At 74.4% G+C, this 13,542-nt stretch carries 11 protein-coding genes; 8 read left to right on the forward strand and 3 right to left on the reverse strand.

Features of this window, described 5'->3' with window-relative positions; translation table 11 throughout:
* Positions 1-49: 49 nt before the first annotated feature.
* Positions 50-244 carry a hypothetical protein gene (locus ACFCX4_RS13260; RefSeq protein WP_376141516.1) on the reverse strand — a complete coding sequence of 65 codons (195 nt, stop codon included), beginning with the start codon at positions 242-244 and terminating at the stop codon, positions 50-52.
* A 192-nt stretch (positions 245-436) separates the two neighbouring features.
* On the opposite strand from ACFCX4_RS13260, the gene ACFCX4_RS13265 reads away from it, so the two are divergent.
* Positions 437-919: a cysteine/serine endopeptidase inhibitor gene (locus ACFCX4_RS13265; RefSeq protein ID WP_376141518.1), complete on the forward strand. Its 483-nt coding sequence runs from the start codon at positions 437-439 to the stop codon at positions 917-919.
* 113 nt (positions 920-1,032) lie between these two features.
* Positions 1,033-1,626: a hypothetical protein gene (locus tag ACFCX4_RS13270; protein WP_376141520.1), complete on the forward strand. Its 594-nt coding sequence runs from the start codon at positions 1,033-1,035 to the stop codon at positions 1,624-1,626.
* A gap of 204 nt (positions 1,627-1,830) precedes the next feature.
* Here ACFCX4_RS13270 and ACFCX4_RS13275 read toward each other — a convergent pair whose 3' ends face one another.
* Complete coding sequence (locus ACFCX4_RS13275; protein WP_376141522.1) at positions 1,831-4,221, reverse strand: ATP-binding cassette domain-containing protein; 2,391 nt, start codon at positions 4,219-4,221, stop codon at positions 1,831-1,833.
* 166 nt (positions 4,222-4,387) lie between these two features.
* On the opposite strand from ACFCX4_RS13275, the gene ACFCX4_RS13280 reads away from it, so the two are divergent.
* The 3 genes from ACFCX4_RS13280 (at position 4,388) to ACFCX4_RS13290 (ending at position 6,596) form a co-directional block, all read left to right on the forward strand.
* On the forward strand, positions 4,388-5,389 hold the full coding sequence (locus ACFCX4_RS13280; protein ID WP_376141524.1) for a DUF6528 family protein: 1,002 nt from the start codon (positions 4,388-4,390) through the stop codon (positions 5,387-5,389).
* Between the two features lie 272 nt (positions 5,390-5,661).
* Complete coding sequence (locus tag ACFCX4_RS13285) at positions 5,662-5,967, forward strand: hypothetical protein (protein ID WP_376141526.1); 306 nt, start codon at positions 5,662-5,664, stop codon at positions 5,965-5,967.
* Positions 5,964-6,596, forward strand: a complete 633-nt coding sequence (locus ACFCX4_RS13290; RefSeq protein ID WP_376141528.1) for an acyl-CoA thioesterase — start codon at positions 5,964-5,966, stop codon at positions 6,594-6,596. The genes ACFCX4_RS13285 and ACFCX4_RS13290 overlap by 4 nt, the downstream gene beginning before the upstream one ends.
* 391 nt (positions 6,597-6,987) lie before the next feature.
* Here ACFCX4_RS13290 and ACFCX4_RS13295 read toward each other — a convergent pair whose 3' ends face one another.
* Positions 6,988-8,016: an ROK family protein gene (locus tag ACFCX4_RS13295; protein ID WP_376141530.1), complete on the reverse strand. Its 1,029-nt coding sequence runs from the start codon at positions 8,014-8,016 to the stop codon at positions 6,988-6,990.
* Between the two features lie 423 nt (positions 8,017-8,439).
* On the opposite strand from ACFCX4_RS13295, the gene ACFCX4_RS13300 reads away from it, so the two are divergent.
* From ACFCX4_RS13300 to ACFCX4_RS13310, 3 genes are all read left to right on the forward strand, one after another.
* The gene (locus ACFCX4_RS13300) at positions 8,440-10,641 is read left to right on the forward strand and encodes a transglycosylase domain-containing protein (protein WP_376141532.1); all 2,202 of its coding nucleotides are present in this window, start codon (positions 8,440-8,442) and stop codon (positions 10,639-10,641) included.
* Between the two features lie 622 nt (positions 10,642-11,263).
* Positions 11,264-12,037: a maleylpyruvate isomerase family mycothiol-dependent enzyme gene (locus ACFCX4_RS13305; RefSeq protein WP_376141533.1), complete on the forward strand. Its 774-nt coding sequence runs from the start codon at positions 11,264-11,266 to the stop codon at positions 12,035-12,037.
* Between the two features lie 188 nt (positions 12,038-12,225).
* Positions 12,226-13,470 (forward strand): TolB family protein, encoded by a 1,245-nt coding sequence (locus ACFCX4_RS13310; RefSeq protein WP_376141535.1) that lies wholly within the window; start codon positions 12,226-12,228, stop codon positions 13,468-13,470.
* The last annotated feature ends 72 nt before the right edge of the window (positions 13,471-13,542 follow it).

The following is a 13,542-nucleotide window of genomic DNA, read 5'->3' on the forward strand; positions in this document are numbered from 1 at the left end:
GGCCCGCCCGGAGCGCTTCCGGACGGGCCCCGCCGCACCTGTCGGCCGTTCAGACCCCCAGCAGCCGGGCGAAGTCCAGGCCGAGGCCGCCGAGGACGGGCAGTGCGCCGAGGTCGGTGATGGCACCGACCGGGATGCTGTAGCCCTGGTTCACCTCCCGCTGCTGCGGCGCGGCGGCGGCCGGCCCGGTCAGGGCTCCGGTGAGGACGGCGGTGAGGGTGGCGAGCAGGGCGAAGGTGCGCACGAGGGCCTCCGGGGGCGTGGAAACGGGTGTCCTGCCGAACGCCCGGGGCGGTCGTGCGGTTACGTATCGTCCCTCCTTCGGCCGTGCAGGTAAAGCTCCTTGACCAGTGTTCATGACAACATGTCATATGTCTGTACCACTGGCCCGGCAGCCGCCTACGGTCCTCCCATCCACACAACTGGGAGGGCCCCCGTGCGCGTTGTCCCGAACCTCCGGATCCTGGCCGGCGTCCCGCTGGCCGCCGCCGCGCTCCTCGCCCTGAGCGCCGGCACCGCGAGCGCCGCGATACCGATCAACAAGCCCATGACCGGCAAGGCCACCTACTACAACGACGCCGGCTACGGAGCCTGCGGCACCCGGATCGACGCCGCCACCCAGCAGCTCGTCGCCGTCTCGCACACCTGGTGGACCACCGCCAACCCCAACAACGACCCGGTCTGCAAGGGCATCTCGGTCAAGGTCAGCTACCAGGGCAAGACCATCACCGTGCCCGTCAAGGACCAGTGCCCGTCCTGCCCCTCCACCCACATCGACCTCAGCGAGCCCGCCTTCGCCAGGCTCGCCCCGCTCGGCCAGGGCGTGATCAACGGCCTCACCTGGCAGTTCGTCAAGACCGGCCTCGCCGGCGGGACCGTCCCGCTCTCCGAGCCCGTCACCGGCTCCGCCGCCGGCTGACCCCGCCCGCCCGCCGCGGACGCCGCCCGCCCGCTCCGGTTGTCGGAGCGGGCGGGCAGAATCGGCCCTGCCGCGCTCCCGGCGCGGCAGGCGACACCGACGGAGGGTGCCGGATGGCGAGGTACGTCACCGTGACGGCGGCGGTCAGGATCGGCGGGCCGCGCCTGCGCGCCTACCTGCGGTCGCCGGCCGCCCCGCCCGGCACCCGGCCCGGGGCCGACTGGACCGGGCTCTGCGACGCCTGGCCGGACGGGGCCGTCCGCCGCCGCTACCGCGCCGAACTTCCCGCCGCCCTCGCCGAGTGCGACCGCTGGACCGGGGGCGACCACGCGGGCCTGCTGCGCGGCCTCGACGAGGACGGCGGCCTGACCCTGCGCCACGACGGTGCCGGCGATTCCCTCGCGATCGACTTCGACAGCCGGATCGACTTCGAACTCCCCGGCATGATCTGGGCGTTCACCGCCCTGCGCGGCCTCGCCGACACGATGGCCGACGGCGACGCCGGCCTCGTCGAGCTCACCGCCGACTGGTGCGGCGGGACGGTGCCGATGCGCCTCGCCCCGCAGCACTCCGCCTTTCTGCACCCCGCCCGCGACGCCGCCGCCCTCGCCCGCGCCCGGGACGCCGCCTTCGACGTGCGCTGCGCCGCCTCCGAGGCGGACCCGGACGAGCCGGCCGGGGACGTCCTCGACCGGCTGCTCGCCTGACGGGGTGCAGGACGCGGGCCCCCGGACCTTCCACGGCGGCACTGGTCCGCCGGCGGCGCACGGGCGTGGCGTCCGGGAACCGGTCGGTGCGGGACGGAGGCCGGGAGCCCGTGGGATCAGGCGGCCCGCCTCGCCGACACCGTCGCCGGCCGGTAGCGCCCGCCCGGGCCCGGGCCGCCCGCCCGGCCCCGGGCCGGGCGCGGGTCAGGAGCCCACGTACTCCGCCAGGTGCCGGCCGGTCACGGTCGAACGCGCGGCGACCAGCTCGGCCGGCGTGCCCTCGAAGACCACCCGGCCGCCGTCGTGGCCGGCCCCGGGGCCGAGGTCGATGATCCAGTCGGCGTGGGCCATCACCGCCTGGTGGTGCTCCACCACGATCACCGACTTGCCGGACTCGACCAGCCGGTCCAGCAGGCCCAGCAGCTGCTCGACATCGGCCAGGTGGAGACCGGTGGTCGGCTCGTCCAGGACGTAGACCCCGCCCTTGTCGCCCATGTGGGTGGCCAGCTTCAGCCGCTGGCGCTCGCCGCCGGACAGCGTGGTGAGCGGCTGGCCCAGGCTGATGTAGCCGAGGCCGACGTCGGCGAGCCGGGTGAGGATGCGGTGCGCGGCCGGGGTGCGCGCCCCGCCCTCGGCGAAGAAGGCCACCGCCTCCTCCACCGGCATCGCCAGCACCTCGCTGATGTCCCGCCCGCCGAGGTGGTACTCCAGCACCGAGGCGTCGAACCGCCGCCCCTCGCAGTCCTCGCAGGTGGTCGCCACGCCCGCCATGATCGCGAGGTCCGTGTAGACGACGCCCGCGCCGTTGCACGTCGGGCAGGCGCCCTCGGAGTTGGCGCTGAACAGCGCGGGCTTCACCCCGTTGGCCTTCGCGAACGCCTTGCGGATCGGCTCCAGCAGCCCGGTGTACGTGGCCGGGTTGCTGCGCCGCGAGCCGCGGATCGGGCTCTGGTCCACCGAGACCACGCCCTCCCCGGCCGGGATCGAGCCGTGCACCAGGGAGCTCTTGCCGGATCCGGCCACCCCGGTGACCACGACCAGCACGCCCAGCGGCACGTCCACGTCGACGTCCCGCAGGTTGTGCGCGGAGGCGCCGCGGATCGCCAGCCTCCCGGTGGGCTCGCGCACCGCCGTCTTCACCGCGGCCCGGTCGTCCAGGTGCCGGCCGGTGACGGTGCCGGCGGCCCGCAGCCCCTCGACGCTGCCCTCGAAGCAGACCGTGCCGCCCGCCGCGCCCGCGCCCGGACCGAGGTCCACCACGTGGTCCGCGATCGCGATCACCTCGGGCTTGTGCTCCACCACCAGCACCGTGTTGCCCTTGTCCCGCAGCTGCCGCAGCAGCCCGTTCATCCGCTCGATGTCGTGCGGGTGCAGGCCCGTGCTGGGTTCGTCGAAGACGTAGGTGACGTCGGTGAGCGAGGAGCCGAGGTGGCGGATCATCTTCACCCGCTGCGCCTCGCCGCCCGACAGGGTGCCGGCCGGCCGCTCCAGCGAGAGGTAGCCCAGGCCGATCTCCACGAAGGAGTCCAGGGTCTCCCGCAGCGCGGTGAGCAGCGGCGCCACCGAGGGCTCGTCCAGCCCGCGCACCCACGCGGCGAGGTCGCTGATCTGCATCGCGCAGGCGTCGGCGATGCTGATCCCGCCGATCTTCGACGACCGGGCCGCCTCGGTGAGGCGGGTGCCGCCGCACGCGGGACAGGACGTGAAGGTCACCGCCCGGTCCACGAACGCCCGGATGTGCGGCTGCATCGCCTCCCGGTCCTTGGACAGGATGGACTTCTGGACCTTGGGGATCAGCCCCTCGTAGGTGAGGTTGATGCCGTTGACCTTCACCTTGGTCGGCTCGCGGTGCAGGAAGTCCGCGAGCTCCTGCTCGGTGTAGTCGCGGATCGGCTTGTCCGGGTCCAGGAAGCCGGAGCCGGCGAAGATCCGCGTCATCCAGCCGTCGCCGGTGTAGCCGGGCACGGTGATCGCGCCCTCGGAGAGCGACTTGGCGTCGTCGTAGAGCTGGGTGAGGTCGATGTCGGAGACCGAGCCCCGGCCCTCGCAGCGCGGGCACATGCCGCCGGTGACGCTGAAGCTGCGCCGCTCCTTGACGGCCTTGCCGGCGCGCTCCACGGTGACCGCGCCGGCCCCGCTGATCGAGGCGACGTTGAACGAGAACGCCTTGGGCGAGCCGATGTGCGGGCGGCCGAGCCGGCTGAACAGGATCCGCAGCATCGCGTTGGTGTCGGTGGCGGTGCCGACGGTGGAGCGCGGGTCGGCGCCCATCCGCTGCTGGTCGACGATGATCGCGGTGGTCAGGCCGTCCAGCACGTCCACCTCGGGCCGGGCCACGGACGGCATGAAGCCCTGCACGAAGGTGCTGTACGTCTCGTTGATCAGGCGCTGGGACTCCGCCGCCACGGTGTCGAACACGAGGGAGCTCTTGCCCGAGCCGGAGACGCCCGTGAACACCGTCAGCCGCCTCTTGGGGATCTCGATGCTGACGTCCTTGAGGTTGTTCTCGCGGGCGCCGTGCACACGGATCAGGTCGTGCGTGTCGGCGGCGTGCGGCTCCGGCGTCTGCGCGCCGGTCGTCGGGGCCGTGCTCATCGTCTCTCGGGTTCCTCTCGCGGTGACTCGCCGTGCTCTCCGGTTCCGATCCAACCATCCGGGTACGACAAGCGGTGTTTAGGCCGGTCGGAGCCCGTGCGCTGGCGGCCGGCGACGGCACCCCGCACGGTGGTGGCGGGGGACGGACGACGGGAGGTGCCGGCGGGTGTCGAAGCGGGCACGGGTGTGGCGGGCGGCGGCCGGGCTGGCCGCCCTCGTGGTGGGCACGGGAGCGGTTCCGGCGGCGGCCGTCGGGATAAGGCCGGGGTGGGCGGTGGCCGTGGTGGACCAGGCCTCGCGCCGGGTGCTGGTGCTGCAGAGCGCCGAGGAGCTCAGCGCGCTCGCGGCCTTCGGCGGGCAGGACGGGCGGCCGGTGGTCTGGTCCTGGTCCGCGGACGCCGCCGGCGACGTCCGCGACCTCGACCCGCGCCGCAGCTGGGAGCACCCGGACGAGGCCAAGAGCCGTGTCCGGCACGGCCGGCGCTACCTGCTGACCACCGCCTCCGGCGGTCTGGCGGCGGTCGTCGACACCACGACCGGCGCCGTCGCCTGGGCCACCGACACCGGACCGGCCGCCAACCCGCACAGTGCGGAACTGCTGCCCGACGGCAACGTCGCCGTCGCGGCCTCCACCGGCGGCTGGGTGCGGCTCTACGCGGCCTCCCTCGGACCGCGCAGCACCGCGCACGCGGAGTTCCGGCTGCCGGGCGCGCACGGTCTGCACCGGGACGGGCGGACCGGGCTGCTCTGGGCGCTCGGCGACGAGACGCTGACCGCACTGCGGGTGGGCGGCACGGCCGCCGCGCCGACCCTCACCGCCGAGCGCACGGTGCCGCTGCCCGAACGCGGCGGCCACGACCTGGCGCCGGTGCTCGCCGCGCCCGGACGGTTCTGGGTGAGCACGGCGGCGCACCTGTGGCGCTACGACCCGGCGGCGGACCGCTTCAGCCGGATCCGGCTGGGGAGCGAGCGGGCCGAGCGGGAGATCAAGAGCGTGGGCGACGAGCCGGGGACCGGGCGGCTGCTGACCGCGGCGCCGGACCACACCGGCCCGTGCTCCTGGTGCACCTCGGTGCTCACCCTGCACCGTCCGGACGGCGCCCGCAGCCTGCCCGGCACCCACCTCTACAAGGCGCGCTGGTGGACCAGTTGGGGGAGCGGGGCATGAACCGCGCGGCCGGGGGCCCGACCGGGGGCGGGGGCGGGGAGAGGGCCGCGGCGGGGACCGGGGGGACAATCGGACCGGGCTGGCATTCGGTGGATGTGGCTGATTTTATGCAACGCCAAACTACTCCAATAGTGGTCAGTTTCCGCTCCGGTTCCATATACCTCCCGGTAGCGCCCCGGGCTGGGATAGCGTCCATGGCGCCGGGGGGATCCGGGCCCGCTCGGCGGGTCCGCTCATCCAGAAATGCCATCACCCCGTTCAGGGAGAGAACCGTGCACAATTTCCTTTCCGAATCCAGGTCCGAGCCGGTCGACGAACTGCGGCTCGCGGTCGACTCGCTGGCCGCCTTTCCGGCCCGCGGCGCGGCCGGCGGCGCGGACGTACCCGACCGCCTCGCGGCCGTCGCCGAACTGTGCCGCGCGGTCGACGGCGTCCTCGACAGCCTGGTCGTCGAGGCCGCCGCCGAAGCCGCCGAGGAAGGCTGGACCGCCGCCCGGATGGCGTCCGAACACGCCGTCTACTACGCGCGGTTGAAGCGGGCGCTGCTGCCCACCGGTTCCACGGCAGAGCAGCGGTGAACGCGGCGCCCAGCCACGCGGCGGACGTCAACGCGCACGTCCTGGCCTGTCCCACCCGCTGGAGCGACGTCGACGAGAACGGGCACGTCAACAACGCCCGGCTGGTCTCCTACGTGCAGGAGGGAATTTACGACCTCTTCTGCCACCACGCGATCGCCGTACAGGAATCCCTTTTCCCGTCCGGATTCCTGATCGCCCGGCACGAGATCGATTATCTGGAGCAGCTCCACCACGGGCCGGAACCCCTGCTGGTGCTGCTCACGGTCGAGCGGCTGGGGCGCAGTTCGGCGCACGTCGTGGTCAGGGTGTGCCGTGACACGCACACTTTCATGCAGGCGCGGACCGTCGTGGTCGCCCGGGACGCGGCTTCCGGCCGTTCCCGTGCGCTCAGCCCGGCGGAGCGGCGGTTCCTGTCCGGGTTCCTCACCGAGGACGCACCGGCCGGGGCGGTGGTGGACGCGGTGTCGGCCGCGGCCGCCGTCGGGGTGCCGCCCCGGGTGGCGGTGAAGTCGCCGCGCGAACCGCTGACGGCGGTGTCCTCCGGACACCACCAGCCGCGCCGGCGTCTGCCCGGCCCCTCGGCCCTCAAGGGCGTTCCGGTCAGCCAGTCCGGACGTCGCGCCCGCTGACGTCTGCCACGGACCCCGGTCGGTGAGTGGCAGGATCCTGCTGGGGCAGGATCCTGCTTGGTCGGCGGACGGGACGGGTGGACGCGACGGGCGGGCCGCGGCGGTGACGGACCCTGCGGCGGTGACGGAGCACGGCGGTTGCGGGCCGGGGGGTGGCACAACGGCCCCGGGGGAGACGGCGGGTGGAGCCGTCGGGGGAGCGGGGCGGGAGCAGCGGGATCGGCGGAGCGGCCCCGGGGACGGCCCGTTCGGGGGTTCGCCGGGACGGTTCCCCGCACGGCGGGGCCCGGGGGCGACGGTATCGGGGGCGACGGGATCGCGGGGGTGACGGAAACCGGCCCCACCGGAGGGGACTTCGCACGCCGGCCGGCCCCCTGGTGTCCGGGAGCGGTCAGCGGCAGAGCGCGGCGGCGCCGATCAGCCCGGCGTCGGTGCCGAGTTCGGCGCGGCGCACCTCCAGTCCACGCACGTAGGGCAGTGCCGCGTAGTCGTCCAGGTGACGTGCGAGCGGGTCGAGGAGCACCGGCCCGGCGGTCGCCACACCACCGCCGATCACCACCCTGCGCAGGTCGACCAGTGCGGCGGTGGCGGCGATCCCGGCGGCGAGTGCCCGCGCCGCCCGGTCGAAGGCGGCCAGCGCGACCGGGTGTCCGGCCCGCGCGTCCTCCGCGACCGCCCGTGCCGAGCGGTCGTCCCCGGCGGGCCGCCAGCCCCCGGCGAGTGCCTGCCGGGCGATCGCGGTGCCGCTGGCGATCCCCTCCAGACAGCCCCGCGAGCCGCACGGGCACGGTTCCCCGTCGAGGTCGACGGTGATGTGACCGAGGTGCCCGGCGTTGCCGCTGGGGCCGGGCCGGACGGCGCCGTCCAGCACCAGGCCCGCGCCGACCCCGGTGGAGACCACCAGGCAGAGCGCGTTGTCGGCGCCCCGGGCGGCGCCGAGCCAGTGCTCGGCGGCGGCCATCGCGACGCCGTCCCCGGCCAGCCGCACGGGGCGGGCGCCCACGGCCGGGTGGGCGGCGACCTCGGTGGTGAGCGGGAAGGCGCGCCAGCCGGGGATGTTGACGGGGCTCACGGTGCCCGCGGCGAGGTCCACCGGGCCGGCGCTGCCGATGCCGACGGCGGTGACGGCGTCCCACTCGGGCGCGGCGGCGAGGCGGTCCAGGACCCGGTGCACCACGGCGAGCACCTCCGTGCCCGCCTCCCGCGCCGGGGTCGGCAGCTGGACGCGGTGGGTGAGCGTGCCGGCCGCGTCGACGAGCGCCCCGGCGGTCTTGGTGCCGCCGATGTCGAGGGCGGCGAACAGCGGACCGGCGAAGAGCGGTTCCGCGGACGGCCCCGCGGGCTGCCGGGCGGACCGGGGGGCGGTGGAGGGGGAGGGCGCGGTGGAGGGCCGGCCGGTGGAGGGCGAGGGCGCGGTCATGGCGGGTGGCTCCGGGCGGGGTGGGCGGACAGGACCAGGGACAGCAAACAGGATCGCCCCGCCGGGCCCGCCGACCGGGGTGAGCCCCGCGCGGCCCCGCCGGGCACCCCGGACTGCCCTTTCGGGCCGTTCCGGCCCGAACCGGACGGTCGCGGCGGCGGGTTTGCGGCCCGTTTCCGGGCCGGTGCAACCTTTCGCCCGGTCCACCGCATCAGAGAGGTGCGAGGTTACGGGAAGGGGGCCGGCCGGGTGGGGCGCCGGAGTGCGGGATTCCGGGGCGGGGGGCCAGGAATCCCCGTCCCGGCCGTGGAGTTCGTGGACGATTCGTCGCCCGTGATCGAATGCCCGTTCCTGTTGCAGGGCTGTGACAGTCCTGCGGGAAAAGTTGTTCGATCCGTGAGGATCCGTGGCTAGCATTTCCACATGGAATCGAATCCCTCCCCGATACGGAATGCGCCCGACGAGCAGACCCCCGGTCCTTCCCGCAGGACGCCGCTCCGGCTGGCCCGCCACGGCGCGACCTTCCTGGGTGTGAGCGTGGTCTCCGGCGCGCTGGTGGCCGGAGTGGCGCTGCCCGCCGTCGGTGCGCTCGGGCTGACCGCCAAGAACACGGCGGAGGGATTCGACGACATCCCGAACGACTTCAAGACGCCGCCGCTCACCCAGGCCTCGCAGATCTTCGACGCCAAGGGCGGGCTGATCGCCAAGGTCTACGAGCGCGACCGCACCGTCCTGGCCCCCGAGCAGATGTCGCCCTACATGCGGCAGGCGCAGGTCGACATCGAGGACGCCCGCTTCTACGAGCACGGCGCCGTCGACCTCAAGGGCGTGCTCCGCGCGATCAGCAAGAACGCGGAGAGCGGCACCGCCTCCCAGGGCGCCTCGACGCTCACGCAGCAGTACGTGAAGAACGTGAACGTGGAGAAGGCCGGCGACGACCAGGACGCCGTCCGGGACGCGATGCGCAAGACCCTGGGGCGCAAGATCCAGGAACTGAAGGTCGCGATCAAGCTGGAGGAGGAGCTGAGCAAGGAGCAGATCCTCACCAACTACCTCAACATCACGTACTACGGGAACGGCGCCTACGGCGTGGAGGCGGCCTCCCAGCGCTACTTCAGCAAGGCCAACAAGGACCTCACGATCGCCGAGGCCGCCACCCTGGCCGGCCTGGTGCAGAACCCGACGCAGTACGACCCGAAGCTGCACCCGCAGGCCGCGCAGAACCGCCGCGACACCGTGATCGACAAGATGCTGGAGAACAAGCACATCACGGAGGAGCAGGCGAAGGAGGCCAAGGCCGCCCCGCTGGGCCTGAAGTACAAGGACCCGCAGAACGGCTGCATCACCGCCAAGGCCGGCATGGGCTTCTTCTGCGACTACGTCCGGCGGGTGGTCAAGCAGGACCCGGCCTTCGGCGCCACCGCCGCCGAGCGCAAGAAGTTCTGGGACCAGGGCGGTCTGAACATCCGGACCACCCTCGACCCGGAGAAGCAGGCAGCCGCGCAGAACGCGGTCAGCTCCAACGTGCGGGTCACCGACACCGTCTCGGCAGCCGCCACCATGGTGGAGCCGGGCACCGGGAACATCCTGGCGATGGCGCAGACCCGCCCGTACGGCCTGGCGGAGGCGCAGAACCAGACCGTCGTCAACCTCAACGTCGACGCGGTGATGGGCGGCGGCAACGGCTTCCAGCCCGGCTCGACCTTCAAGCCGGTGGTCGCGGCGGCGGCCCTGGAGGCCGGCCTGCCGGCGACCCAGGAGTACGACTCCCCGAACAAGATCGAGTACCCGACGATGAAGACCTGCGGCGGGACGTGGAAGAACACCGGCAAGCCGAAGACGATGGTGCCCAACGAGTCCGCGAGCGAGAAGGGCCCGTACCAGCTGAAGGAGGCGATGGCCCTCTCGGTCAACACCTACTTCGTGCAGATGGAGCAGGAGATCGGCCTCTGCGCGGTCAAGCAGATGGCCAACAAGCTGGGCATCACCGCGAAGGCCAGCGGAGCCCCGCTGGAGGAGGTCCCCGCGATGGCCCTGGGCGTGGAGGAGGTCAGCCCGCTGGCCATGGCGAACGTCTACGCGACCTTCGCGGCCGGCGGCAGGTACTGCGCGCCGGTGGCCCTCTCCGGGATCACCACCGTGGACGGCCGGGAGGTGCCGGTGCCGCCCGCCCGCTGCGAGACGGCGTTCTCCGAGAGCACCGCCAAGGTGCTGAACACCATCCTGAACGGCGTGACCGAGGGCGGCGGCACCGGCCGCGCACTGAGCCTGGAGGGCGACCGGCAGATCGCCGGAAAGACCGGCACCTCGGACAAGAAGAGGGCCGCCTGGTTCAGCGGCTACACCCCGCAGCTCGCCACCGCGGTCTGGCTCGGCGGCCCCAGGGGCGGTGTCGAGATGCGCAACATCACCATCAACGGCAAGTACCGCACCGAGGTGTTCGGCGCCGACGGCCCCGGCCCGATCTGGCGGGACGCCATGAACCAGGCCCTGCGGGGCGCGCCCAAGCAGTCCCTGCCGATGGCGGACGTCCCCGACCCGGCGCCGAGGCCCGACCCGAGCGCCTCCACCGGCGCGAGCGGCACCGGTTCGCCGGCCAACTCCTCCTCCACGCCCAGGCGCTGACCACGGGCTGCCGGGGCGACGGGGGACGGAGCCGCACCGCCACCCGGGCGCCCTTCGTGGCAGCCGCTCCTGCGGCCCGCCGTACGGGCCCGCGCCGGGGCGGGCGGGTCGGACCGCGGACAGGTGCAGCCCGAACGGCGAACCGTCGGCGTCGGGCGTCCAGCCCCGGGAGCGCGCGACCCGGATGCCCGCGGCGACCTCGCGCGGCAGGACGGTCCCGCCGGGCGGCGGGTCCGGACGGCCCGGCCGGTTCAGGAGGGGAACGGCCAGGTCGGGCAGCACGGCCGGACGATCTGTCCGGGGACGGGCGGGCCCCCACGGCGGACAGGGCGGCAGCTGGGGCGAGGACGGCGCGGAGGTCCACAGGACCCTGCCGTTCAGCTGGACCGCGATCGCGCCCTCGTTGTGGATCGTCAGCTCGGCGCCCGGGTTGCCGCCCGTCAGCCCGTTCCCGCGGGCCGGGCGCCCAGGCTACGGCCGCCGGTCCGGCACCCGGCGGCAGGTCGACCGGCAGCTCTGCGGCACCCTGCCGGGGCGTTCCGCGTCCCCGGCCCGGCCGGCGGGGCGTTCGTCCGACGAAACTCGCTACCCGGTGGCCGGAGCACCGTGATACACAACCGGCGTGCAGAAAATCTTGGAGTTCCCCGAGGTCCTGCGGCTGATCGACGACCGCTCGGCCGCGTTCCGCGCCGCGATCGCGTCCGCCCCCGACCTCGACGTCCGGGTCCCGACCTGCCCGGACTGGACACTGCGCGAACTCGCGCAGCACCTCGGCGACGGCCGCCGCCGCCAGGCCGCCGTCGTCGCGGCGGGCCCGGGCGCCGAGCCCCCGGCCAGGACGGACCCGAAGGGCGCCCCGACCGCGCCCCGTGACCCCGAGGCCCTGGACGCCTGGCTGGCCGAGTCCACCGAGCTCATGCTCGCCGCGCTGCGCGAGGCCGGCCCGGACCGCGGCTGCTGGACGTGGTGGGGCCGCTCGCAGGCCCCGGAGACCAGCGGAGCCGTGGCCCGCCACCAGATCCAGGAGATCGCCGTCCACACCTACGACGTCCAGCTCGTCCTGGGCGCCGCACAGCCGCTGCCGACGGACGTCGCGGTCGAGGGCGTCGACGAGTTCCTGACGACCGTCTCGGCGACGAGCGTCCCCTGGCCGTTCGAGCCGGCGACCATCGACCTCCACGCGACCGAGGGCCGCTCCTGGCGCCTGACCCTCGACGCCGGGGGCGTCCGCTGCGACGACCTCGGCGCCGGTACGGAGCCGGGCGACCTGGTGATCCGGGGCGCGGCCGGCGAACTCGTCCTCTACTTCTACGACCGTGCCCCGCTCGACGCCCTGGAGATCACCGGCGACACCGAGCCGATGGACCGGCTCGCGGTCTGGGACCCGAACGCGTAGAGCCCGCACCGGTGACCCTCCACCGGTGGCGCGCGCTCCTGCGGGCACCACCGGTGGAGGGGTGCCGACACCACGCGGCACCGCCCCGACCCGGGTCGCCGGGGTGCTCCGGCGGTCCCGACGCCTCACCCCGGTATGGTCGGCTGCCCGGCCAGGCTCCGTCGCACCCCGGCCCTATGGTGGGCGCCATGACCGACATCGCAGTCCTGGCCCGTGCCCGCGCCGGCGACGGCCGCCCGGCGGAGCGGCTGACCTGCCACCCGCGCCTCCCGCTGGTGGCGGCCACCGCCGCGGGCAGCCGTCTGGTCCGGATCTGGGACTTCGCCGACGGGCTGCTCCGCGAGGCGGCCTCCTTCGATCTCGGCCTCCAGGGCCTGGGCTCCGGCGACCCCGGCCACGGCGACCCCGCTGCGCAGCCGCCGGACGACCGGTCCGCCCGGTGGCCCGGCGGCTGTCTCCCGCTGGCCTGGCACCCCGAGCAACCGCTGCTCCTCGTCACCGACCGAACCACCCTCGTCCGCTGGACGCCCGACGGGCCACCGGTCGTCGAACCCGCCCCGGCCCCCTACGGCTCGCTGGCGTTCAGCCCCGACGGGGGCCGGCTCTGGGCCTCCCCGTCCGCCGGCGGACCGGACACCTCGGACGTCCTGGACCTCGCCACCGGCGCCACCACCACGGCCCGCGGCTGGGACACCGGCGTCGCCGCCCACCCCTCCGGCCGACTCCTCGCCACCCTGGTCAGCGACCAGAGCGCCACCTTCTGCGTCTTCGCCCGGCCGGCCGGGGGCGCGATGCGGCAGCTCCGGCACACCCTGGTCCTGGACGTCGACGGCTACGGGACCCCACTGTTCAGCGCCGACGGACGACACCTCGCGATCCGCGGCAACGCGTACTTCGACTCGGTGGACGTCTTCGAACTCCCCTCCCTGCGAAGGGTCCTGTCGACCTCGCTCGGTGAGCCGGGTGAGCCGGGGGAGTCCGGCGGATCCGGTGCCTGGCCGTACCAGAACCTCGCGTTCGGCGCCGCGCCGGGCGTGCTCTGGATCGGCTCCCCGACCGGAACCCTGATCGAACTGGACGTCACCGCCCGGTCGGCCGTCGAACACGATCCGCTGCCCGGCTCCCCGCTCGCCGCCCTCGCCGCCACCGCGACCGGCCACCTGCTGGCCGCCCGCACCGACGGCGAACTGATCCTGCTGTCCGTACGGTCCGCCCCCGCGCCCGCCCCGGCCGTACTCGGCGACGAGGCCACGGCGTTCCTGGCATCGACCGCCGACGTGCCCGAGGACGGCGACCTGGAACCCCACCTCGTCATCACCGACGGCAGCGGCAGCTGGTCCCGGGGCGACCTCACCGCCCTGACCGAAGCCGCCACCACCGATCCGGCCTGGCTGGACCTCCGGGCCGCCGTCGACCGCGCACCGGCCGGGTGAGCTCGCTGGAGAGGCCCGGGTGGAGTCGACGGTGCAGGTCCGTTCCACCCGGCCCACCGCGTCATCGCGGAC

The sequence above is a fragment of the Kitasatospora sp. NPDC056327 genome, assembly GCF_042261735.1.
Taxonomy (GTDB): Bacteria; Actinomycetota; Actinomycetes; order Streptomycetales; family Streptomycetaceae; genus Kitasatospora.

Excerpts from the sequence above, each read along its gene's own strand:
- ACFCX4_RS13310 (WP_376141535.1), top strand. The coding sequence starts at position 12,226 with ATGACCGACATCGCAGTCCTGGCCCGTGCCCGCGCCGGCGACGGCCGC.
- ACFCX4_RS13300 (WP_376141532.1), top strand. The coding sequence starts at position 8,440 with ATGGAATCGAATCCCTCCCCGATACGGAATGCGCCCGACGAGCAGACC.
- ACFCX4_RS13275 (WP_376141522.1), bottom strand. The coding sequence starts at position 4,221 with ATGAGCACGGCCCCGACGACCGGCGCGCAGACGCCGGAGCCGCACGCC.
- ACFCX4_RS13295 (WP_376141530.1), bottom strand. The coding sequence starts at position 8,016 with ATGACCGCGCCCTCGCCCTCCACCGGCCGGCCCTCCACCGCGCCCTCC.
- ACFCX4_RS13270 (WP_376141520.1), top strand. The coding sequence starts at position 1,033 with ATGGCGAGGTACGTCACCGTGACGGCGGCGGTCAGGATCGGCGGGCCG.